We start from the raw sequence: 14416 nt of genomic DNA on the forward strand, positions 1-14416 counted from the left end.
AGTCCTTTCCAAACCTGCGCGCGGGCGATGCCGCCGCGCCTGCGCCTTGCGGCGCGATCATCCTTTCACCGACCCGGCGGTGAGCCCCTTGGTCATGAAGCGTTCGAGCCCGAGGAACAGCACCATGATCGGTACGGTGGCGATCACCGAGCCCGCCATCAGGTGTTGGCGCGGCACCTCGGAAGAGTTCAGCGAGGCGATGCCGCGGGTCAGGGTGAATTTGTTCGGGTCATCGAGCAGCATGAAGGCCAGCAGGAACTCGTTCCATGCGATCATGAAGACATAGAGCGAGACCGAGGCCAGCGCCGGCAGCGACAGCGGCAGGGTGATCTTCCAGATCACCTTGAGCCGCGACAGCCCGTCCATCAGCCCGGCCTCCTCGACCTCCGAGGGCAGGCCGCGGAAGTAGCCCTGCAGCATGTAAAGCGCCACGGGGATGGTGGTGACCGGGTAGATCAGCACGATGCCAAAGATGGTGTTGCGCAGGCCGGTCATCGAAAAGGCGATGTAGATCGGCAGCGCCAGCACGATCATCGGCACCATGTAGATCAGCAGGATCGAGCGCGAGAACAGCTTTTGCCCGCGGAAGCGCAGCCGCGCTACGGCATAGGCACCGGGGATGGCGAAGGCGAGCGTGATCAGCACGGTCAGCACCGAGACGTAGAAAGACGTCCAGAGATACGAGCCGAAATTATAGTCCCGCATCAGTTCGACGTAAGACCGGAAGAGGCCCCAGCCCTGGCTCAGGTCGAGTGAGAAATCGAGCGGGTTCTGCACCAGCGCGGCTTGGTTCTTCAGCGAGGTCATCACCATCACGTAGAACGGGATGAGCACGATCGCGGTGAAGAAGATATAGCCAAAGCCGGTAAGGAAGCGGATCACCGCCGCCTCGAAGACATGGCGGGTGAGCGCGCCCTCGGGGGTCTTGTCGAGGATCTTCCACAGCCCCAGCGCGGTAAACAGAACCGCCGCCAAGAGCCCGGTCCAACGCGCCGCGGTCGAGGCCTCTGGCGCGATGGCGAGCGGCGCCAGCCCGGTCAGCGCCGCCAGCGCCAGCATCGCTGCGCCGAGCGCTACGGGCAGCACGGGCCGCGCCACGCCGCCCCAGCGCAGACAGGCCAGCCCCATCAGCGCCCCCAGCGGCAGCGAAAGCCAGACCGGGCGGAACCCGGCGCCGGTGGCAAAGCTCATGGCGACCGCCACGGTGGTGGCGATGACGAAGCACCAGAGCGCTCCCAGCACGGGCCCGGTGACATATCCAAAGCGCATCGCTTTCATGGCGTCCCCCTGCTTCGTCTAGAGAAAAATATCCCGGGGGTCCGGGGGCTGGCCCCCGGTCCGGCGCTGTTCACACGCGGAATTAATGCGAATGCAGACATCACAGCCCTTCCTCCCGGCTCATCACGCGGAAGAAGAACAGCGAGAAGAGGATCAGCGACAGGAAGATCACCACCGCCACCGCCGCGCCCGCGCCGATGTTCGACAGGGCGAAGGCCTGCTCGTAGACGTTGACCGTCAGCACCCGGGTTCCGGCGTTGCCGCCGGTCAGCAGGAAGATGTCGTCGAACTTGTTGAAGGTCCAGATGAAGCGCAGCAGGAACAGCACCGACAGGATGCCCAGGAGCTGCGGCAGCGACAGGTAGCGGAACTTCTGGAAGGGCGAGGCGCCATCCATATCGGCGGCCTCATACATGTCGGTGTCGATCGACTGCATCCGCGCGAGGATGAAGAGGAACGACAGCGGGAAGTAGCGCCAGATCTCAAAGAGCGTCACCATGATCAGCGCCAAGGGCCGCTCGCCGAAGAAGTTGATCGCCTGCGAGGTCACCCCCATCTGCATCAAAAGCGCATTGGCCGAGCCCGAGTAGGGATCGAACAGCAGGATCCACGCGAAAGCCACGGCGATCACCGGGGCGACATAGGGAAAGAGGTAGAGCCCGCGCAGGATGCCCTGTCCGCGAAAGCTCTTGTCGAGCAACATCGCCGCGAAAAGCCCGAGGATCAGCGCGCCCGCGGTGCCGAAGACGGTGTAGAAAAGCGTGACGCCAAGCACCGACCAGAACTCCGAGCCTTGGAAGATGCGGGCGAAGTTTTCCAGCGTGAAGCTGGAGAAGGAGGTCAGCACGTTGTTCGCGCGGCCGGTGATTACGGGCTCGCTTGCTTCGACATCGGGGCCGTCGAAATAGGATGGCTCGGCGGCGACGGGAATGCGGATCTGGTCGCGAAAGCCGCCCTCCCAGTCGCCAAGATCGCAGGTCAGCGTGCTGCCCTCGAGTGTGCAGCGCGGGTCCATCTCGGTGGCACTCAGACCGTCGGGCCATGTGTCGGTCAGCGTGACGCCGGTGATTGCCTGATCCTGCGAGGAGTTGCGCAGCCGGTAGCGCAGGTAAGCGTCCGGATCGCCCTCGTCGAGATCGCCGCGGATGTCCTCGCGCACCACCGGCGCGGGCGGGCGCAGCTCGGCGAGGCCGATGGGTTTGAAGGCGATCCAGAACACCGCAAGCAGCGGCAGGATCACCACCAGCGCCACGGCGGCGAGCGTCGGGAACAGCAGGCCCCAGGCCAGCCGCGCCTCGCGGCGGGCGAGGGGACCCATGCCCTTGGGCGGGCGGGCCATGTCAGGTGGAACGGGTTCCGTCATGGCACCCTCCGGTCTTGCACGTCGGAAAAGGAAGCGGGGCGCCGGAAGGGCGCCCCGCCATGTGGGATGTTTACTGGATCGCGCTCAGCTCGTCGTTGAGCTGGCTGACCGCCTCGGCGGCGTCGATCTCATCGTCGATATAGGCGCGGACCACGCGGTTCGCCGCTTGGCTGTTGACCATCTTCGAGGCCAGCGCCATCTGGCCCACATCGGCCCCCCAGCGCTGCGCCACGTCGAGGCCGGCAACAAGCTCGTCCACGGTCTCTTCACCGTAGAGATCGACAAGCGAGGCCTGACGGTCGACGCCGACGGGCAGTTTGGACCATTCGGTGACGAACATCTCGGGGTCGTCGTCGGTGCCGCGGCGGACGGGGAATTTGCCCTCGGGCGCGATGGCCAGCGTGTCGAGATAGCCCGCGTCCATCGAGAATTTGACGAATTCCTCGGCGACATCGGTGTTGGCATCGCCGGTCACGCCAAGGAAGTTCAGCTCGGCAAAGGCGGCGCCATCGGGGTTCGAGGGGCCCGAGAAGTTGGTGACGATGCCGGTCTTGCCAGCAAGCTCCGCCGAGGTCGGATCATCGGTGATCGTCGGCGGCGCGCTGTCGCGCAGGCCCGCAAGCTCGTCGAGGATGAAGGGCGACCAGATGGTCATCGCGGTGTTGCCCGAGAAATAGATCGTGCGGGCCTGATCCCAGTAGAGATCCCCCGGCGGCGAGGCCTTGGCGATCGCCTTGTAGAAATCCAGAACTTCGGTGGTTGCCGCTTCATCAAGCTCGGCAAAGCCGTCGGAGCCCACCGGAGAGACGCCATTGGCAAGGAAGACATGTTCCAGCACCTGGCTCATGAAGGCTTCGTCGACCTTCGTGGCAGCGACGAAACCGTACATCTCGGGCGGGTTGTGCAGCTTTTCGATCGCCGCTTCCACCGCGGCATAGCTGGTCGGCGGCTCGAGCCCGGCCTCTTCAAAGAGGTCCTTGCGGTAGATGATCATCTGCGTCCAGCCATCGGCGGGAACCGAGGCGAAACCGCCGTCGAACTCGGCCATCTGCAGCGCGCCGGGGGCGAAAGTGGCACCGCCCAGGTCCTCGATGATGTCGGTGGCGGCGTCGGGATCGAGAATGCCCGCCTCGGCCCAGGGCAGGGCGTAGGACAGCGGGTGGTAGATCACATCGGGCATGTCTCCGGCGGCATAGGCGGCGGTGGCGCGGGTGCCCATCTCGCTTTCGGTGACCGGGATGACCTCGACCTCATGGCCGGTCTCTTCGGTGAAGGCCTTCGCCATGGCCTCCTGCTTGGCAAGGCGCTCGGGCTGTTCTTCGATGGTCCAGAACCGGATCGTGTCGGCCTGTGCCATTCCGGCGGTCAGCACCATCGCCAAAGCGGTGCCGCCGAGAATCCGGCGTTTGATGGATGTCATGGTGTCCTCCTGTTGTCGGTTTTTATCCCGCGGGCAGAAGGGGCGGCCCGAAAAAGTGAGCCGGGCGCGTGGTTTGCAATCTGTGGGAGAGCCGTTCGCGCGCGATCACGCCGCGGCGCAGCAGATGCTCCTCCCTCAAAAACCCCTTCACCAACGTATGCATGTCAACAATCTCCTGCCCGGAGACTTGGCGCTCAAAGCGCTTTAGGCAAGGAAAAAAGACGCCGCAACGCAGCAACTTAGGAGGTTTTGGGGTCAGATAGAGACTTTTTCGAGCAATGCCTCGCGATCGATCTCGCCGGACTGTCCAGAGAGCGACACTTCGCCCCGGGTGACCGCATAGAAACTGTCGGCCAGCCCCCAGGTGAAATCGAAATACTGCTCGACCAGAACCACCGCCATGTCGCCCTGATCGCGCAGCTGCGCGATGACGCGGCCGATCTGCTGGATGATATTGGGCTGGATGCCCTCGGTCGGCTCGTCTAGAAGCAGCACGCGGGGCCGGGTGATCAGCGCGCGGGCGATGGCGAGCTGCTGCTGCTGGCCGCCCGACAGATCGCCGCCGCGCCGCTGCAGGAAGTCCTTGAGGATCGGGAACAGCTCGAAGATATGCGCCGGCACGCCGCGCTCGGAGCGGTCGAGACAGGCAAAGCCCGACTCGAGGTTCTCCTGCACGGTCATCAGCGGGAAGATCTCGCGCCCCTGCGGCACATAGGCGATGCCCGCGCGCGCCGCCTGATAGGCGTTGAGGTGATCGAGCGGCTTGCCGTCGAGGCTGATCGCGCCGCTCGAGTAGGGGTGGCGCCCGGCGATGGCCTTCAGCAGCGAGGTTTTGCCCACGCCATTGGTGCCCATCACCGCGGTGACCTTGCCCGGCTCTGCCGCGAGGCTAATGCCGTGGAGGATCTGGCTCTGCCCGTAATGCAGGGTGAGGTTGTCGACTTTCAGCATGGCATCTCACTCCATCCGCAAATCTCTTCGAAGAGATTTGCAACGTCCTTCGAAGGACGTCGCAGGTCCGCGTGTGTCTTCATCGTCCCAGATAGACGTCGATGACGTCCTGATTGGCGGTCACATGGTCCAGCGAGCCCTCGGCCAGCACCGAGCCCTCGCACAGCACCGTCACCTTGCAATCGAGCCGCCGCACGAATTCCATGTCGTGCTCGACCACCACCACAGCGTGTTTCTGCGCGGCGCGGCGCAGCAGGTCGGTGGTGTGCTCGCGCTCGGCGGGGGTCATCCCCGCCGCGGGCTCGTCGACCAGCAGCAGACGCGGGTCCTGCGCCAGCAGCATGCCGATCTCGAGCCATTGCTTCTGTCCGTGGCTAAGCTCGCCCGAGACCCTGCCAAGCTGGTCGGTGAGGCCGATCTCCTCGGCGATGCTCTCGATCCGCTCCGACCCGGCTTTGGTCTTGCTGTAGAACAGCACATCGAAGGGCCCGCGCTTGTTTTTGAGCGCCATGGCGAGGTTCTCGCGCACGGTCTGCGCCTCGAACACTGTCGGCTTCTGGAACTTGCGCCCCACGCCCGAGCGGGCGATCTGGCTTTCGCTCATCTTCAGCAGCGACACGGATTTCTCGCCCCAGAGCACGCGGCCCTCGTCGGGGCGCGTCTTGCCGGTGATGATGTCCATGAAGGTGGTCTTGCCGGCGCCATTGGGGCCGATGATGGCGCGCAGTTCCGGCTCACCGATGCGGAAGCTGAGGTTGTTGATCGCCTTGAAGCCATCGAAGCTGACGGAGACGCCGGACATCTCGAGCAGGGTCTTCATTTCTCTTCCTCCCCCTCGACGGTGCGGTGCGCGCCCATGTCGGGGCCGAAGTCGCCAACCCGCTCGGGCACCGGATGGCGGCGGGTGAACAGGTCGAACAGCCCGCCGATGCCCTTGGGCGCCAGCAGCGTGACCGCCACGAAGCTGAGCCCCAACAGCACCAGCCACCAGTCGGTCCAGTTGATCGTGTAGAAGCCAAGATTGATGTTGGGCGCGCCGCCGCCGGTGAACCAGCTCGACAGCAGTGACACCACCGCCGCGCCAAGCGCCGCGCCGTAGAGCCGCCCGCGCCCGCCGATGGCGACCCAGACCGCGAGGTAGATCGAGGCGATGGGGGCGATCTCGGCGGGGTTGATGATGCCCGCCTGCGGATAGTAGAGCGCGCCCGCAAGGCCCGAAACGATGCCGGTCAGCGTGAAGATGAAGAGCTTGTAGCTCTCCACATGGTAGCCGAGGAAGCGCACCCGGTTCTCATTGTCGCGGATGCCGCGGATCACCGAACCCATCTTGCCCGAGACCACCCAGGCAAAGAGCAGATAGCCAAGGCCGAGCGCCGCCGCCGAGGCCCAGAAGAACCAGATCGAGATGGTCGCCTGCGGCACCGCGTCGAGCCCCGGCAGGTTCTGCAGGCCCGACAGCCCGTTGTTGCCGCGCAGCCCGGCCTCGTTCTGGAAGAGATAAAGCGACAGCGCCAGCGTCATCGCCTGCGTCAGGATCGACAGGTAAACCCCGGTGACCCGGCTGCGGAACGCCAGCCAGCCAAAGACCAGCGCCAGCACGCCCGGCACCAGCACCACGAGCAGCAGCTGCAGCGTCAGACTATGGGCAAAGCCCCAGAGCCACGGGAAATCGGCGCTGCCCACCACGCCGAAAATCTGCTGGCCGATGGCGTCGTGGATCTCTTCGGGGGTGGGCGGGACCGGCGCGGCGCGCAGGCTTTCGGCGATGATCAGCTCGGTCCGGGCGTACATCAGCCACATGCCGATCATGTAACCGCCGAGCCCGAAGAATGCCATGTGCCCAAGGCTGAGGATGCCGGTGTAGCCCCAGACCACATCCATCGCCACGGCGACGAGCATCAGGCACAGCGTTTTGCCCAGCGTCTTGACGAAGGAGGTCGACAGGAACCCGGTGCCGGTCGCAGGTGCCAGCACGGTCACCAGCACAACGAACAGCGCGAGGGCCAGCAGGAACCATGCGACGGATTTGTTCTGCGCGAAGAAGCTGGTCATGCGAAGGCTCCCTTGGTCGCGAGGGAGAGGAGGCTCTGCCAGCCGTTCCCCAGTTGGGGGCTCCGCCCACCGTTCCTGATTTGGGAGCTCTGCTCACCGTTCCTAATTTGGGGGCTCTGCCCACCGTCCCCCGTTTGGGGGCTCCGCCCCCGGGCTGCTGCGCGGCTCTCCCCCGGGATATTTTCACCAAGAGGAAGAGCAGGGCGCATGCGGGCTTTCATCTTTCCGCAAATACTCCCGCCAGAGGCGGCCCGGCGCTGGCCAGAGGTGAGACAGATGTAGGATGTGTCCATGATCAATCTCCCGCCGCGCGGCCCTTGAGGGCGACGATGCCCTTTGGCCGGAACTGGATGAAGAGGATGATGAAGAGGATCATATAGGTCTGCGCCGCCAGCGTGTTGCTGGGGTTCATCCATTCGATGCCCTTTTGCAGGATGCCGATCAGCGCGGCGCCCGCGAGCGTGCCCCAGACGTTGCCGACACCGCCCACGACCACGGTCATGAAGCTCTGCACGATGTAGTTGGCGCCCATCTCCGAGGTGACCTGCGCATAAAGGCCGATGGCGATGCCCGCGATCCCCGCGATGCCAGAGCCGAGGCCGAAGGTCAGCATGTTGATCTTGTCGGGGTTGATGCCCATCGAGGCCGCCATGCCGGGGTTCTGAGTGACCGCGCGGACCTCGAGGCCGATGCGGGTCTTGTTCAGGATGAACAGGATCAGGCACAGGAACACCAGCGCCAGCACGAAGATCGCGATGCGGATATTGGCGATGCCGGCGACGTCGTTGATGATCCACGCCCCGTCGAGCCAATGCGGCGAGGTGAGCGGGCGGGCCTGCGTGCCGAAGATGTTCTTGGCGAGCTGCTGCAGTGCGATGGAGATGCCGAAGGTGGCGAGCAGCGTCTCGAGCGGGCGGTGATAGAGCCAGCGGATCACCAGCCGCTCCATCGCCACGCCCGCGGCGAAGGTGATCACGAAGGCCAGCGGCAGCGCGACGATCAGCGACAGCGTGTAATCGGGGATGATCTGCTGCACCACGTAGCCGGTGTAGGCGCCCATCATGATGAACTCGCCATGGGCCATGTTGATCACCCCCATCACGCCGAAGGTGATGGCAAGGCCGATGGCGGCGAGGAAGTAGATCGAGGCGAGCGACAGCGAGTTGAGGCCAAAGTCCAGCGCCTGCCACATGCCGACGCGGGTGCGCACGCTTTTCAGCGCGTCCTCGGCGGCGGCGGTGATGGTCGGATCTTCTTCGGTGTATTCCTCATAGAAGACGTGGGAGGCGAGGGCGGTCTCGCGGTCCTCTTCGGTGACGCGGGGCGGCACGGTGCCGGCCTCGGCCAGCGCGGCATAGGCGCGCTCGCGCCCGGCCTCTGTGCCAAGCTGGCCCACCGGCACACCCGCGACGGCACCGCCGTCGATATTGGCGGTGAGCGCGGCTTTGATCTGCTCGCGGCTCTGCACCGGCCGCGCCAGATCGGCGCTCACGAGGCGGGCATAGGCCTCGGCCTCGGTCAGATCCTCTCCGGGGGTCAGCTCGCGGGCGATATTGGCCCCTTCGGGCAGGCTCTCGGCGACGCCGGAGCGGGTGGTGAGGATCTGATTGAGCACCGCGCGCACGTCGACGCTCAGCTCGGAAGACAGCGCCTCGATCGCGGCGATGCGGGCCTCGGGCGTGGCGCCGAAACTTGCGGTGAGCATGCCGTCGAGACGCTTCTTGCGGGCCAGCACTCCGGGGTCTTCTTCGGTCTCGATGGAGGCGCGCAGCGGCTCGATCTGATCGGCGGAAGGACTGCGGGCGATGGAGTTGAGCGCGGCGATGCGGTTCGAGATCTCGGGGTCCGACAGTTGGAACTGCACCAGAGCGCTGGCGATGACCCGGCGCACGCCACCATTGGGGCGGATCTGATCCATATCGCCGCTAGGGGCGGTGCCAGCGCTTTCGCCGGTCGCCACATCGGTCAGCGCGAAGCCGTCGCCGTCCTTCTTGGCATAGTAGAACTGCCCGTCGCTTTCGTGCTGATAGACTTCGCGGTCGGCCCAGGCCTGCAGGAAGGCCGGAACGCCCGGATCGCCGGAGTCGACGAGCGCGCCGATGAGATCGCCGACGGTCTGACGACCGGGCTTGGCCACCTCGTCGGAATATTGCTGCAGGATTGCCGTGAGGCCCGTCTGCTGCGCCAGTGCCGCGAGCGGCGCGGTGATCAGGCAAAGCAGGAGCGCAAGGGCAGGCAGAAGCGCGCGCGGCATGGACGGCCCCCGGATAAAGCTACGGAAATAGTCGGAACGTGAAGGCGCGGGCGCGCAGAGTGAGGCGCGCCCGCGGGGAGGAGTTCAGATCAGTAGTTCGACTGGATCTGCACGCAGGTTTCGGTCTCGGTGTTGTACATACCGCACTCGAGATCTTTCCAATCGGACTTCAGAACCGCCGAGTCGGGCAGGTAGTCGGTCCATGCGTCGCCCGGAACCGGATCGGTTTCCGAGATGATGTCGAACTGACCGTCGGCGCGGATCTCGCCGATCAGCACCGGCTTCGACAGGTGGTGGTTCACGCCCATCACGGCGGTGCCGCCGGTCAGGTTCGGGTACTCTTGGCCCCACATCGCCTCGCGCACGGCGTCGACATCGGTGGTTTCCGCCGCTTCGACCGCGTTCACCCACATGTTGAAGCCGATGTAATGGGCTTCCATCGGGTCGTTGGTCACGCGGGCATCGTCGCCGATGAAGGCGTGCCACTCGTCGATGAACTCGGCGTTGGCGTCGGTTTCGGCGGTCATGAAGTAGTTCCACGCGGCGAGGTGGCCGACGAGGTTCGAGGTGTCGAGACCCGAGAGCTCTTCTTCACCGACCGAGAAGGCCACCACGGGGATGTCGTCCGCCGAGACGCCCTGCGCCGCCAGTTCCTTGTAGAAGCCGATGTTGGCGTCGCCGTTGATCGTCGAGATCACGCCGACCTGCTTGCCGTCGGCGCCGAGCGCGACCACGTCGGACACGATGGTCGACCAGTCGGAGTGGCCGAAGGGAGTGTAGTTGATGAAGATGTCTTCCTCGGCGATGCCCTTATCCTTGAGGTAAGCCTCGAGGATGCGGTTCGTGGTGCGCGGATAGACATAGTCGGTGCCCAGAAGGGCGAACTTCTCGACGCCAAGCTCGTCGAGGAAGTAATCGGTGGCCGGGATCGCCTGCTGGTTCGGGGCGGCGCCGGTGTAGAAGACGTTTTTCGAGCTTTCCTCGCCTTCATACTGAACGGGGTAGAAGTAGAGCGCGTTGAGCTCTTCGATCACCGGCAGCACGGCCTTGCGCGAGGCGGAGGTCCAGGAGCCGAAGATCACGTCGACCTCGTCGTTGGAGATCAGCTCGCGCGCCTTTTCGGCAAACAGCGGCCAATCGGAGGCGGGGTCTTTCACCACGGCTTCAAGCTCGCAGCCCAGCAGGCCGCCGGCCTTGTTCTGCTTGTCGATCAGCATCAGCATGGTGTCTTTCAGCGTGGTTTCCGAAATCGCCATGGTGCCGGAGAGCGAGTGCAGCACACCCACTTTGATCGGGCAGTTGGCGTCCTGCGCCGAAACCGCACCGGCCGAGATCATGGCAAGAGCTGCCACGCTGGAAAATTTCATTGCTTTGATCATGTTCTACATCCCTAGAGAGCGGTCTCTTCGGGCCCCGCACGGAACGGCTCTTGTGGCCGGTGATCTGGGCGGGTCCTCCTCCGCTTCGATTATCGTTGTGCCGCTGGCGGCTGCCCTGTTCCGGACTTTGACCGCCGCGGCTCCCCGTTGCTGATGCGCCGTTTTGCGGCGCCCCCTTCGGATACCTAAGGCCGCGCAGCGCGCCACTTTGTTTCGGATGAGGCGCAGCGGCTCACGGGGCCGTGATTAATTTCAGTGCGGCGAAATGCGCGGGCGTCTAATTTTTGTGCAAAATGAATGCGCATTCAGCGGCATTTTCCGGCAAACTCCGGCTAAACTGAGGTGAATACTCACAAGATCGGATTCGACATGGCGAAATCGCTCTTTTTTTGGGCAACCAAATCGGCGCCAAGATCGTTTTTCGACATGAGGGGCTTTTCCTCCGGTCGCGAAACATGGAACGTGAGCCTCAGAGCGAAGGGATTATTATGAGCGCCACGAAGCCAGCGATTTTCAATGAGATGTTGAGCGGCGACGATGTTCGCCCGTCCTATCAGAATCTGGAGAAATGGTATCGGTCCATGCCGGCCGAACTGCGCAGCCTCAAACAAAGCGAGGCCGAGGCGCTGTTCAGGCGGGTCGGGATCACCTTTGCCGTTTATGGCGAAGGTGGGGACCCCGAGCGGCTGATCCCGTTCGACATGTTCCCGCGTGTGCTGACCGCGCTGGAGTGGCGCAAACTCGATCACGGCGTGCGGCAGCGGGCCGCGGCGCTGAACGCCTTTCTGGCCGACGTCTACGACCGGCGCGAGATCATCCGCGCGGGCCGTATCCCCGAACATCTGGTCACCAACAACGAAGCCTTCGAGAAGGCGGCCATCGGCTTCCGTCCGCCGCGCGGCGTGTTCAGCCATATTGTCGGCGTCGATCTGGTGCGCACCGGACCCGATCAGTTCTACGTTCTGGAAGACAACTGCCGGACGCCCTCGGGCGTGAGCTACATGCTGCAGAACCGCGAGATCATGATGCGCATGTTCCCGCAGCTGTTCATGGAAAGCCGCATCCGTCCGGTCGATGGCTATGCCGGCCTGCTGAAAAAGACGCTGGCTTCGGTCGCCCCGCAGAAATGCCAAGGCGAGCCGAATGTGGTGATCCTCACACCGGGGCAGTTCAACTCGGCCTATTACGAGCACAGCTTCCTTGCCGACCTGATGGGCGTGGAACTGGTCGAAGGGCAGGACCTGTTTGTCGAGGGCGATTTCGTCTGGATGAAGACCACCGAGGGCCCCAAGAAGGTCGATGTGATCTATCGCCGGATCGACGACGCCTTCATCGACCCGCTGTGCTTCAAGCCCGATTCCATGCTGGGCGTGCCGGGCCTGATGAGCGTCTACCGCTCGGGCGGCGTGACCATCTGCTCGGCTCCCGGCGCGGGCGTGGCCGACGACAAGGCGATCTACACCTATGTGCCCGAGATGATCCGCTTTTATCTCGGCGAGGAACCGATCCTCGAGAACGTGCCCACATGGCAATGCGCCAAGGCCGATGACTGCAAATACGTGCTCGAGAACCTGTCGGAGCTTGTGGTCAAGGAAGTGCACGGCTCGGGCGGCTACGGCATGCTTGTCGGGCCGAAATCCGACAAATCGACCATCGAGTCCTTTGCCGCGAAGATCCGCAAGAACCCCGAGAATTACATCGCCCAGCCGACGCTGGCGCTCTCGGCCTGTCCCACGTTCGTCGAAGAGGGGATCGCGCCGCGTCACGTCGACCTGCGCCCCTATTGCCTTGTCGGCGAGAACATCGAGCTGGTGCCCGGCGGCCTGACCCGCGTGGCGCTGACCGAAGGCTCGCTCGTGGTGAACTCGTCGCAGGGCGGCGGGGTCAAGGACACCTGGGTATTGGCGGAGTGACGACATGCTGAGCCGGACTGCAGATCACCTTTACTGGATGGCGCGCTACATCGAGCGCGCCGAAACCACCGCCCGCCTGCTGGAGGTTGGGGCGCGCAACGCGCTGCTGCCCAACGCCACCGGCGGCTATCGCAACGACTGGGAGGCCGTGCTTCTGGCCAAGGGCGCACTCGAGCCCTTCATCGAGAAGTACAAGGACACCAACCAGCGCAATATCGAGACCTTTCTGTTCTTCGATGCCGACAACCCCAGTTCGGTGTTCTCCTGCCTCGCCGCGGCGCGCGAGAATGCCCGTGTCGTGCGCACCGCGCTGACCGCGCCCGCGTGGGATGCGATCAACTCGTCGTTTCAGGAACTCAGACAGCTTCAGCGCACCGAGCGCAGCAAGCTGATGGTCACCGATCTTTGCGAATGGACGCTGCGCGCCTGCCAGTTGATCCGCGGCGCCTTCATGTCGACGCAGCTGCGCAACGACGGTTACGACTTCATGGGCATCGGCACGACCATCGAGCGGGCCGACAACACGGCCCGGCTGATCGACGTGAAATACTACGTGCTGCTGCCTTCGGTGAATTACGTCGGCTCGGGGCTCGACCAGAGCCAATGGGCGCTGCTGCTGCAGTCGATGACCGCGCAGCGCGCCTTCAACTGGAGTTATCAGGGCGAGATCACCGCCGCCAAGATCGCGCATCTGCTGATCCTCAACCGGCGCTTCCCGCGCTCGCTGCGGGCCTGCGTGCAATGGTATTGCGAGCATCTCGACGACCTGGCCGAGAACTACCAAAACGGCACGGAGGCGCAGGAGGTGGCGCATAAGCTGCTGGACGATTTGCGCAATGCGACGGTGGACGATATCTTTGAAGAGGGGCTGCACGAGTTCCTTGCCCGGTTCATGACCCGCAACGCCGAGGTCGCGACCACCGTGCACAATGTCTACCTGAGTGGGATGCCGGCATGAGACTTTCCGTCCGCCATATCACCCGTTACCGCTTTGATCAGCCGGTGCGCGGCATCGTGCAGTCGCAAAAACTCTGGCCTGCGTCGAGCGCGGGCCAGCGCATCCTGACATGGGAGGTCACCTCCGAAGGCGCGCAGACCGGCGCGGAATTCGTCGATGGCGGCGGTGACATGATCCGCCTTGCCACATGGCGTGGCCCGCTGACCGAACTGACCGTCGAAGTGCTGGGCGAGGTCGAGACGACCGATCTGTTCGGCGTTCTGCGCGATCATCGTGAGCGGGTGCCGCCTTCGGCCTATCTGCGCCCGACGCGCCAGGTCGAAGCCGATGCCGAGCTGAAGATGCTCTCTGCCGTGGCGCTGAAAGGGATGGAGGGCGCAAGCGCGCTCGACCGTGCCCATGCGCTGAGCCGCGCCGTCTCGGGCGCCATTGCCTATAAACCGGGCGAGACGCAGCCGCACACCACCGCCGCCGAGGCGCTGGCCGGGGGCGTCGGCGTGTGTCAGGACCACGCCCATGCGCTGATCTCGGTGGCGCATGCGGCGGATATGCCCGCGCGCTATGTGACCGGCTATCTGCAGGCGAACGAGGATGGCAGCCCGCATGAGGCCAGCCACGCCTGGGCCGAGATTCGGGTGCCCGAACTGGGCTGGGTCGGCTTCGACGCCGCCAATGAATGCTGCCCCGATGACCGCTACGTGCGGCTCGGCTCGGGCTATGACGCGCTCGACGCCGCGCCGATCCGCGGGCTGGTGCAGGGCGGCACGCCCGAGGAGGAGCTGGAGGTCGAGGTCGTGGTGACCGCGGGCCAGCAACAGCAGCAGCAATAAGCGCGCGACCTATCCGTT

11 protein-coding genes are annotated in these 14416 nt (G+C 64.5%); 3 read left to right on the forward strand and 8 right to left on the reverse strand.

Annotation, left to right across the window (positions count from 1 at the left end; translation table 11 throughout):
- Positions 1-57: 57 nt before the first annotated feature.
- From ACXAD2_RS24015 to urtA, 8 genes are all read right to left on the reverse strand, one after another.
- Positions 58-1278, reverse strand: coding sequence for a carbohydrate ABC transporter permease (locus ACXAD2_RS24015; protein ID WP_475176092.1), 1221 nt, complete (start codon positions 1276-1278; stop codon positions 58-60).
- Positions 1279-1378: 100 nt separating this feature from the next.
- Positions 1379-2641 carry a carbohydrate ABC transporter permease gene (locus ACXAD2_RS24020; RefSeq protein WP_475176094.1) on the reverse strand — a complete coding sequence of 421 codons (1263 nt, stop codon included), beginning with the start codon at positions 2639-2641 and terminating at the stop codon, positions 1379-1381.
- A gap of 70 nt (positions 2642-2711) precedes the next feature.
- Positions 2712-4061, reverse strand: coding sequence for an ABC transporter substrate-binding protein (locus ACXAD2_RS24025; protein ID WP_475176097.1), 1350 nt, complete (start codon positions 4059-4061; stop codon positions 2712-2714).
- A 255-nt stretch (positions 4062-4316) separates the two neighbouring features.
- The gene (urtE, locus tag ACXAD2_RS24030; protein WP_475176099.1) at positions 4317-5012 is read right to left on the reverse strand and encodes an urea ABC transporter ATP-binding subunit UrtE; all 696 of its coding nucleotides are present in this window, start codon (positions 5010-5012) and stop codon (positions 4317-4319) included.
- Positions 5013-5091: 79 nt separating this feature from the next.
- Positions 5092-5832 carry an urea ABC transporter ATP-binding protein UrtD gene (gene urtD / locus ACXAD2_RS24035; RefSeq protein WP_475176103.1) on the reverse strand — a complete coding sequence of 247 codons (741 nt, stop codon included), beginning with the start codon at positions 5830-5832 and terminating at the stop codon, positions 5092-5094.
- Positions 5829-7064, reverse strand: a complete 1236-nt coding sequence (gene urtC, locus ACXAD2_RS24040; protein ID WP_475176109.1) for an urea ABC transporter permease subunit UrtC — start codon at positions 7062-7064, stop codon at positions 5829-5831. Before urtC ends, urtD begins: the two co-directional genes overlap by 4 nt.
- A gap of 295 nt (positions 7065-7359) precedes the next feature.
- A complete protein-coding gene (gene urtB, locus ACXAD2_RS24045) occupies positions 7360-9318 on the reverse strand; it encodes an urea ABC transporter permease subunit UrtB (protein ID WP_475176114.1) in 1959 nt (652 codons plus the stop codon).
- A gap of 89 nt (positions 9319-9407) precedes the next feature.
- Positions 9408-10697, reverse strand: a complete 1290-nt coding sequence (gene urtA / locus ACXAD2_RS24050) for an urea ABC transporter substrate-binding protein (protein ID WP_475176118.1) — start codon at positions 10695-10697, stop codon at positions 9408-9410.
- 488 nt (positions 10698-11185) lie between these two features.
- Between urtA and ACXAD2_RS24055 the strand changes: the two genes are divergently transcribed.
- From ACXAD2_RS24055 to ACXAD2_RS24065, 3 genes are read left to right on the forward strand one after another with little or no spacing between them, the layout of a single operon-like run.
- On the forward strand, positions 11186-12610 hold the full coding sequence (locus ACXAD2_RS24055; RefSeq protein WP_475176121.1) for a circularly permuted type 2 ATP-grasp protein: 1425 nt from the start codon (positions 11186-11188) through the stop codon (positions 12608-12610).
- A 4-nt stretch (positions 12611-12614) separates the two neighbouring features.
- Complete coding sequence (locus ACXAD2_RS24060) at positions 12615-13568, forward strand: alpha-E domain-containing protein (protein WP_066108812.1); 954 nt, start codon at positions 12615-12617, stop codon at positions 13566-13568.
- The gene (locus tag ACXAD2_RS24065) at positions 13565-14398 is read left to right on the forward strand and encodes a transglutaminase family protein (protein WP_475176125.1); all 834 of its coding nucleotides are present in this window, start codon (positions 13565-13567) and stop codon (positions 14396-14398) included. The genes ACXAD2_RS24060 and ACXAD2_RS24065 overlap by 4 nt, the downstream gene beginning before the upstream one ends.
- The last annotated feature ends 18 nt before the right edge of the window (positions 14399-14416 follow it).

It is taken from the genome of Salipiger sp. ABN3_019 (genome assembly GCF_056158605.1).

What these genes read in the sequence shown, in the direction of transcription:
- ACXAD2_RS24025 (WP_475176097.1), bottom strand. Translation starts at nt 4,061, where the DNA reads ATGACATCCATCAAACGCCGGATTCTCGGCGGCACCGCTTTGGCGATG.
- urtB (WP_475176114.1), bottom strand. Translation starts at nt 9,318, where the DNA reads ATGCCGCGCGCGCTTCTGCCTGCCCTTGCGCTCCTGCTTTGCCTGATC.
- ACXAD2_RS24020 (WP_475176094.1), bottom strand. Translation starts at nt 2,641, where the DNA reads ATGACGGAACCCGTTCCACCTGACATGGCCCGCCCGCCCAAGGGCATG.
- ACXAD2_RS24055 (WP_475176121.1), top strand. Translation starts at nt 11,186, where the DNA reads ATGAGCGCCACGAAGCCAGCGATTTTCAATGAGATGTTGAGCGGCGAC.
- ACXAD2_RS24060 (WP_066108812.1), top strand. Translation starts at nt 12,615, where the DNA reads ATGCTGAGCCGGACTGCAGATCACCTTTACTGGATGGCGCGCTACATC.
- urtD (WP_475176103.1), bottom strand. Translation starts at nt 5,832, where the DNA reads ATGAAGACCCTGCTCGAGATGTCCGGCGTCTCCGTCAGCTTCGATGGC.
- ACXAD2_RS24015 (WP_475176092.1), bottom strand. Translation starts at nt 1,278, where the DNA reads ATGAAAGCGATGCGCTTTGGATATGTCACCGGGCCCGTGCTGGGAGCG.
- urtC (WP_475176109.1), bottom strand. Translation starts at nt 7,064, where the DNA reads ATGACCAGCTTCTTCGCGCAGAACAAATCCGTCGCATGGTTCCTGCTG.
- urtE (WP_475176099.1), bottom strand. Translation starts at nt 5,012, where the DNA reads ATGCTGAAAGTCGACAACCTCACCCTGCATTACGGGCAGAGCCAGATC.
- ACXAD2_RS24065 (WP_475176125.1), top strand. Translation starts at nt 13,565, where the DNA reads ATGAGACTTTCCGTCCGCCATATCACCCGTTACCGCTTTGATCAGCCG.
- urtA (WP_475176118.1), bottom strand. Translation starts at nt 10,697, where the DNA reads ATGATCAAAGCAATGAAATTTTCCAGCGTGGCAGCTCTTGCCATGATC.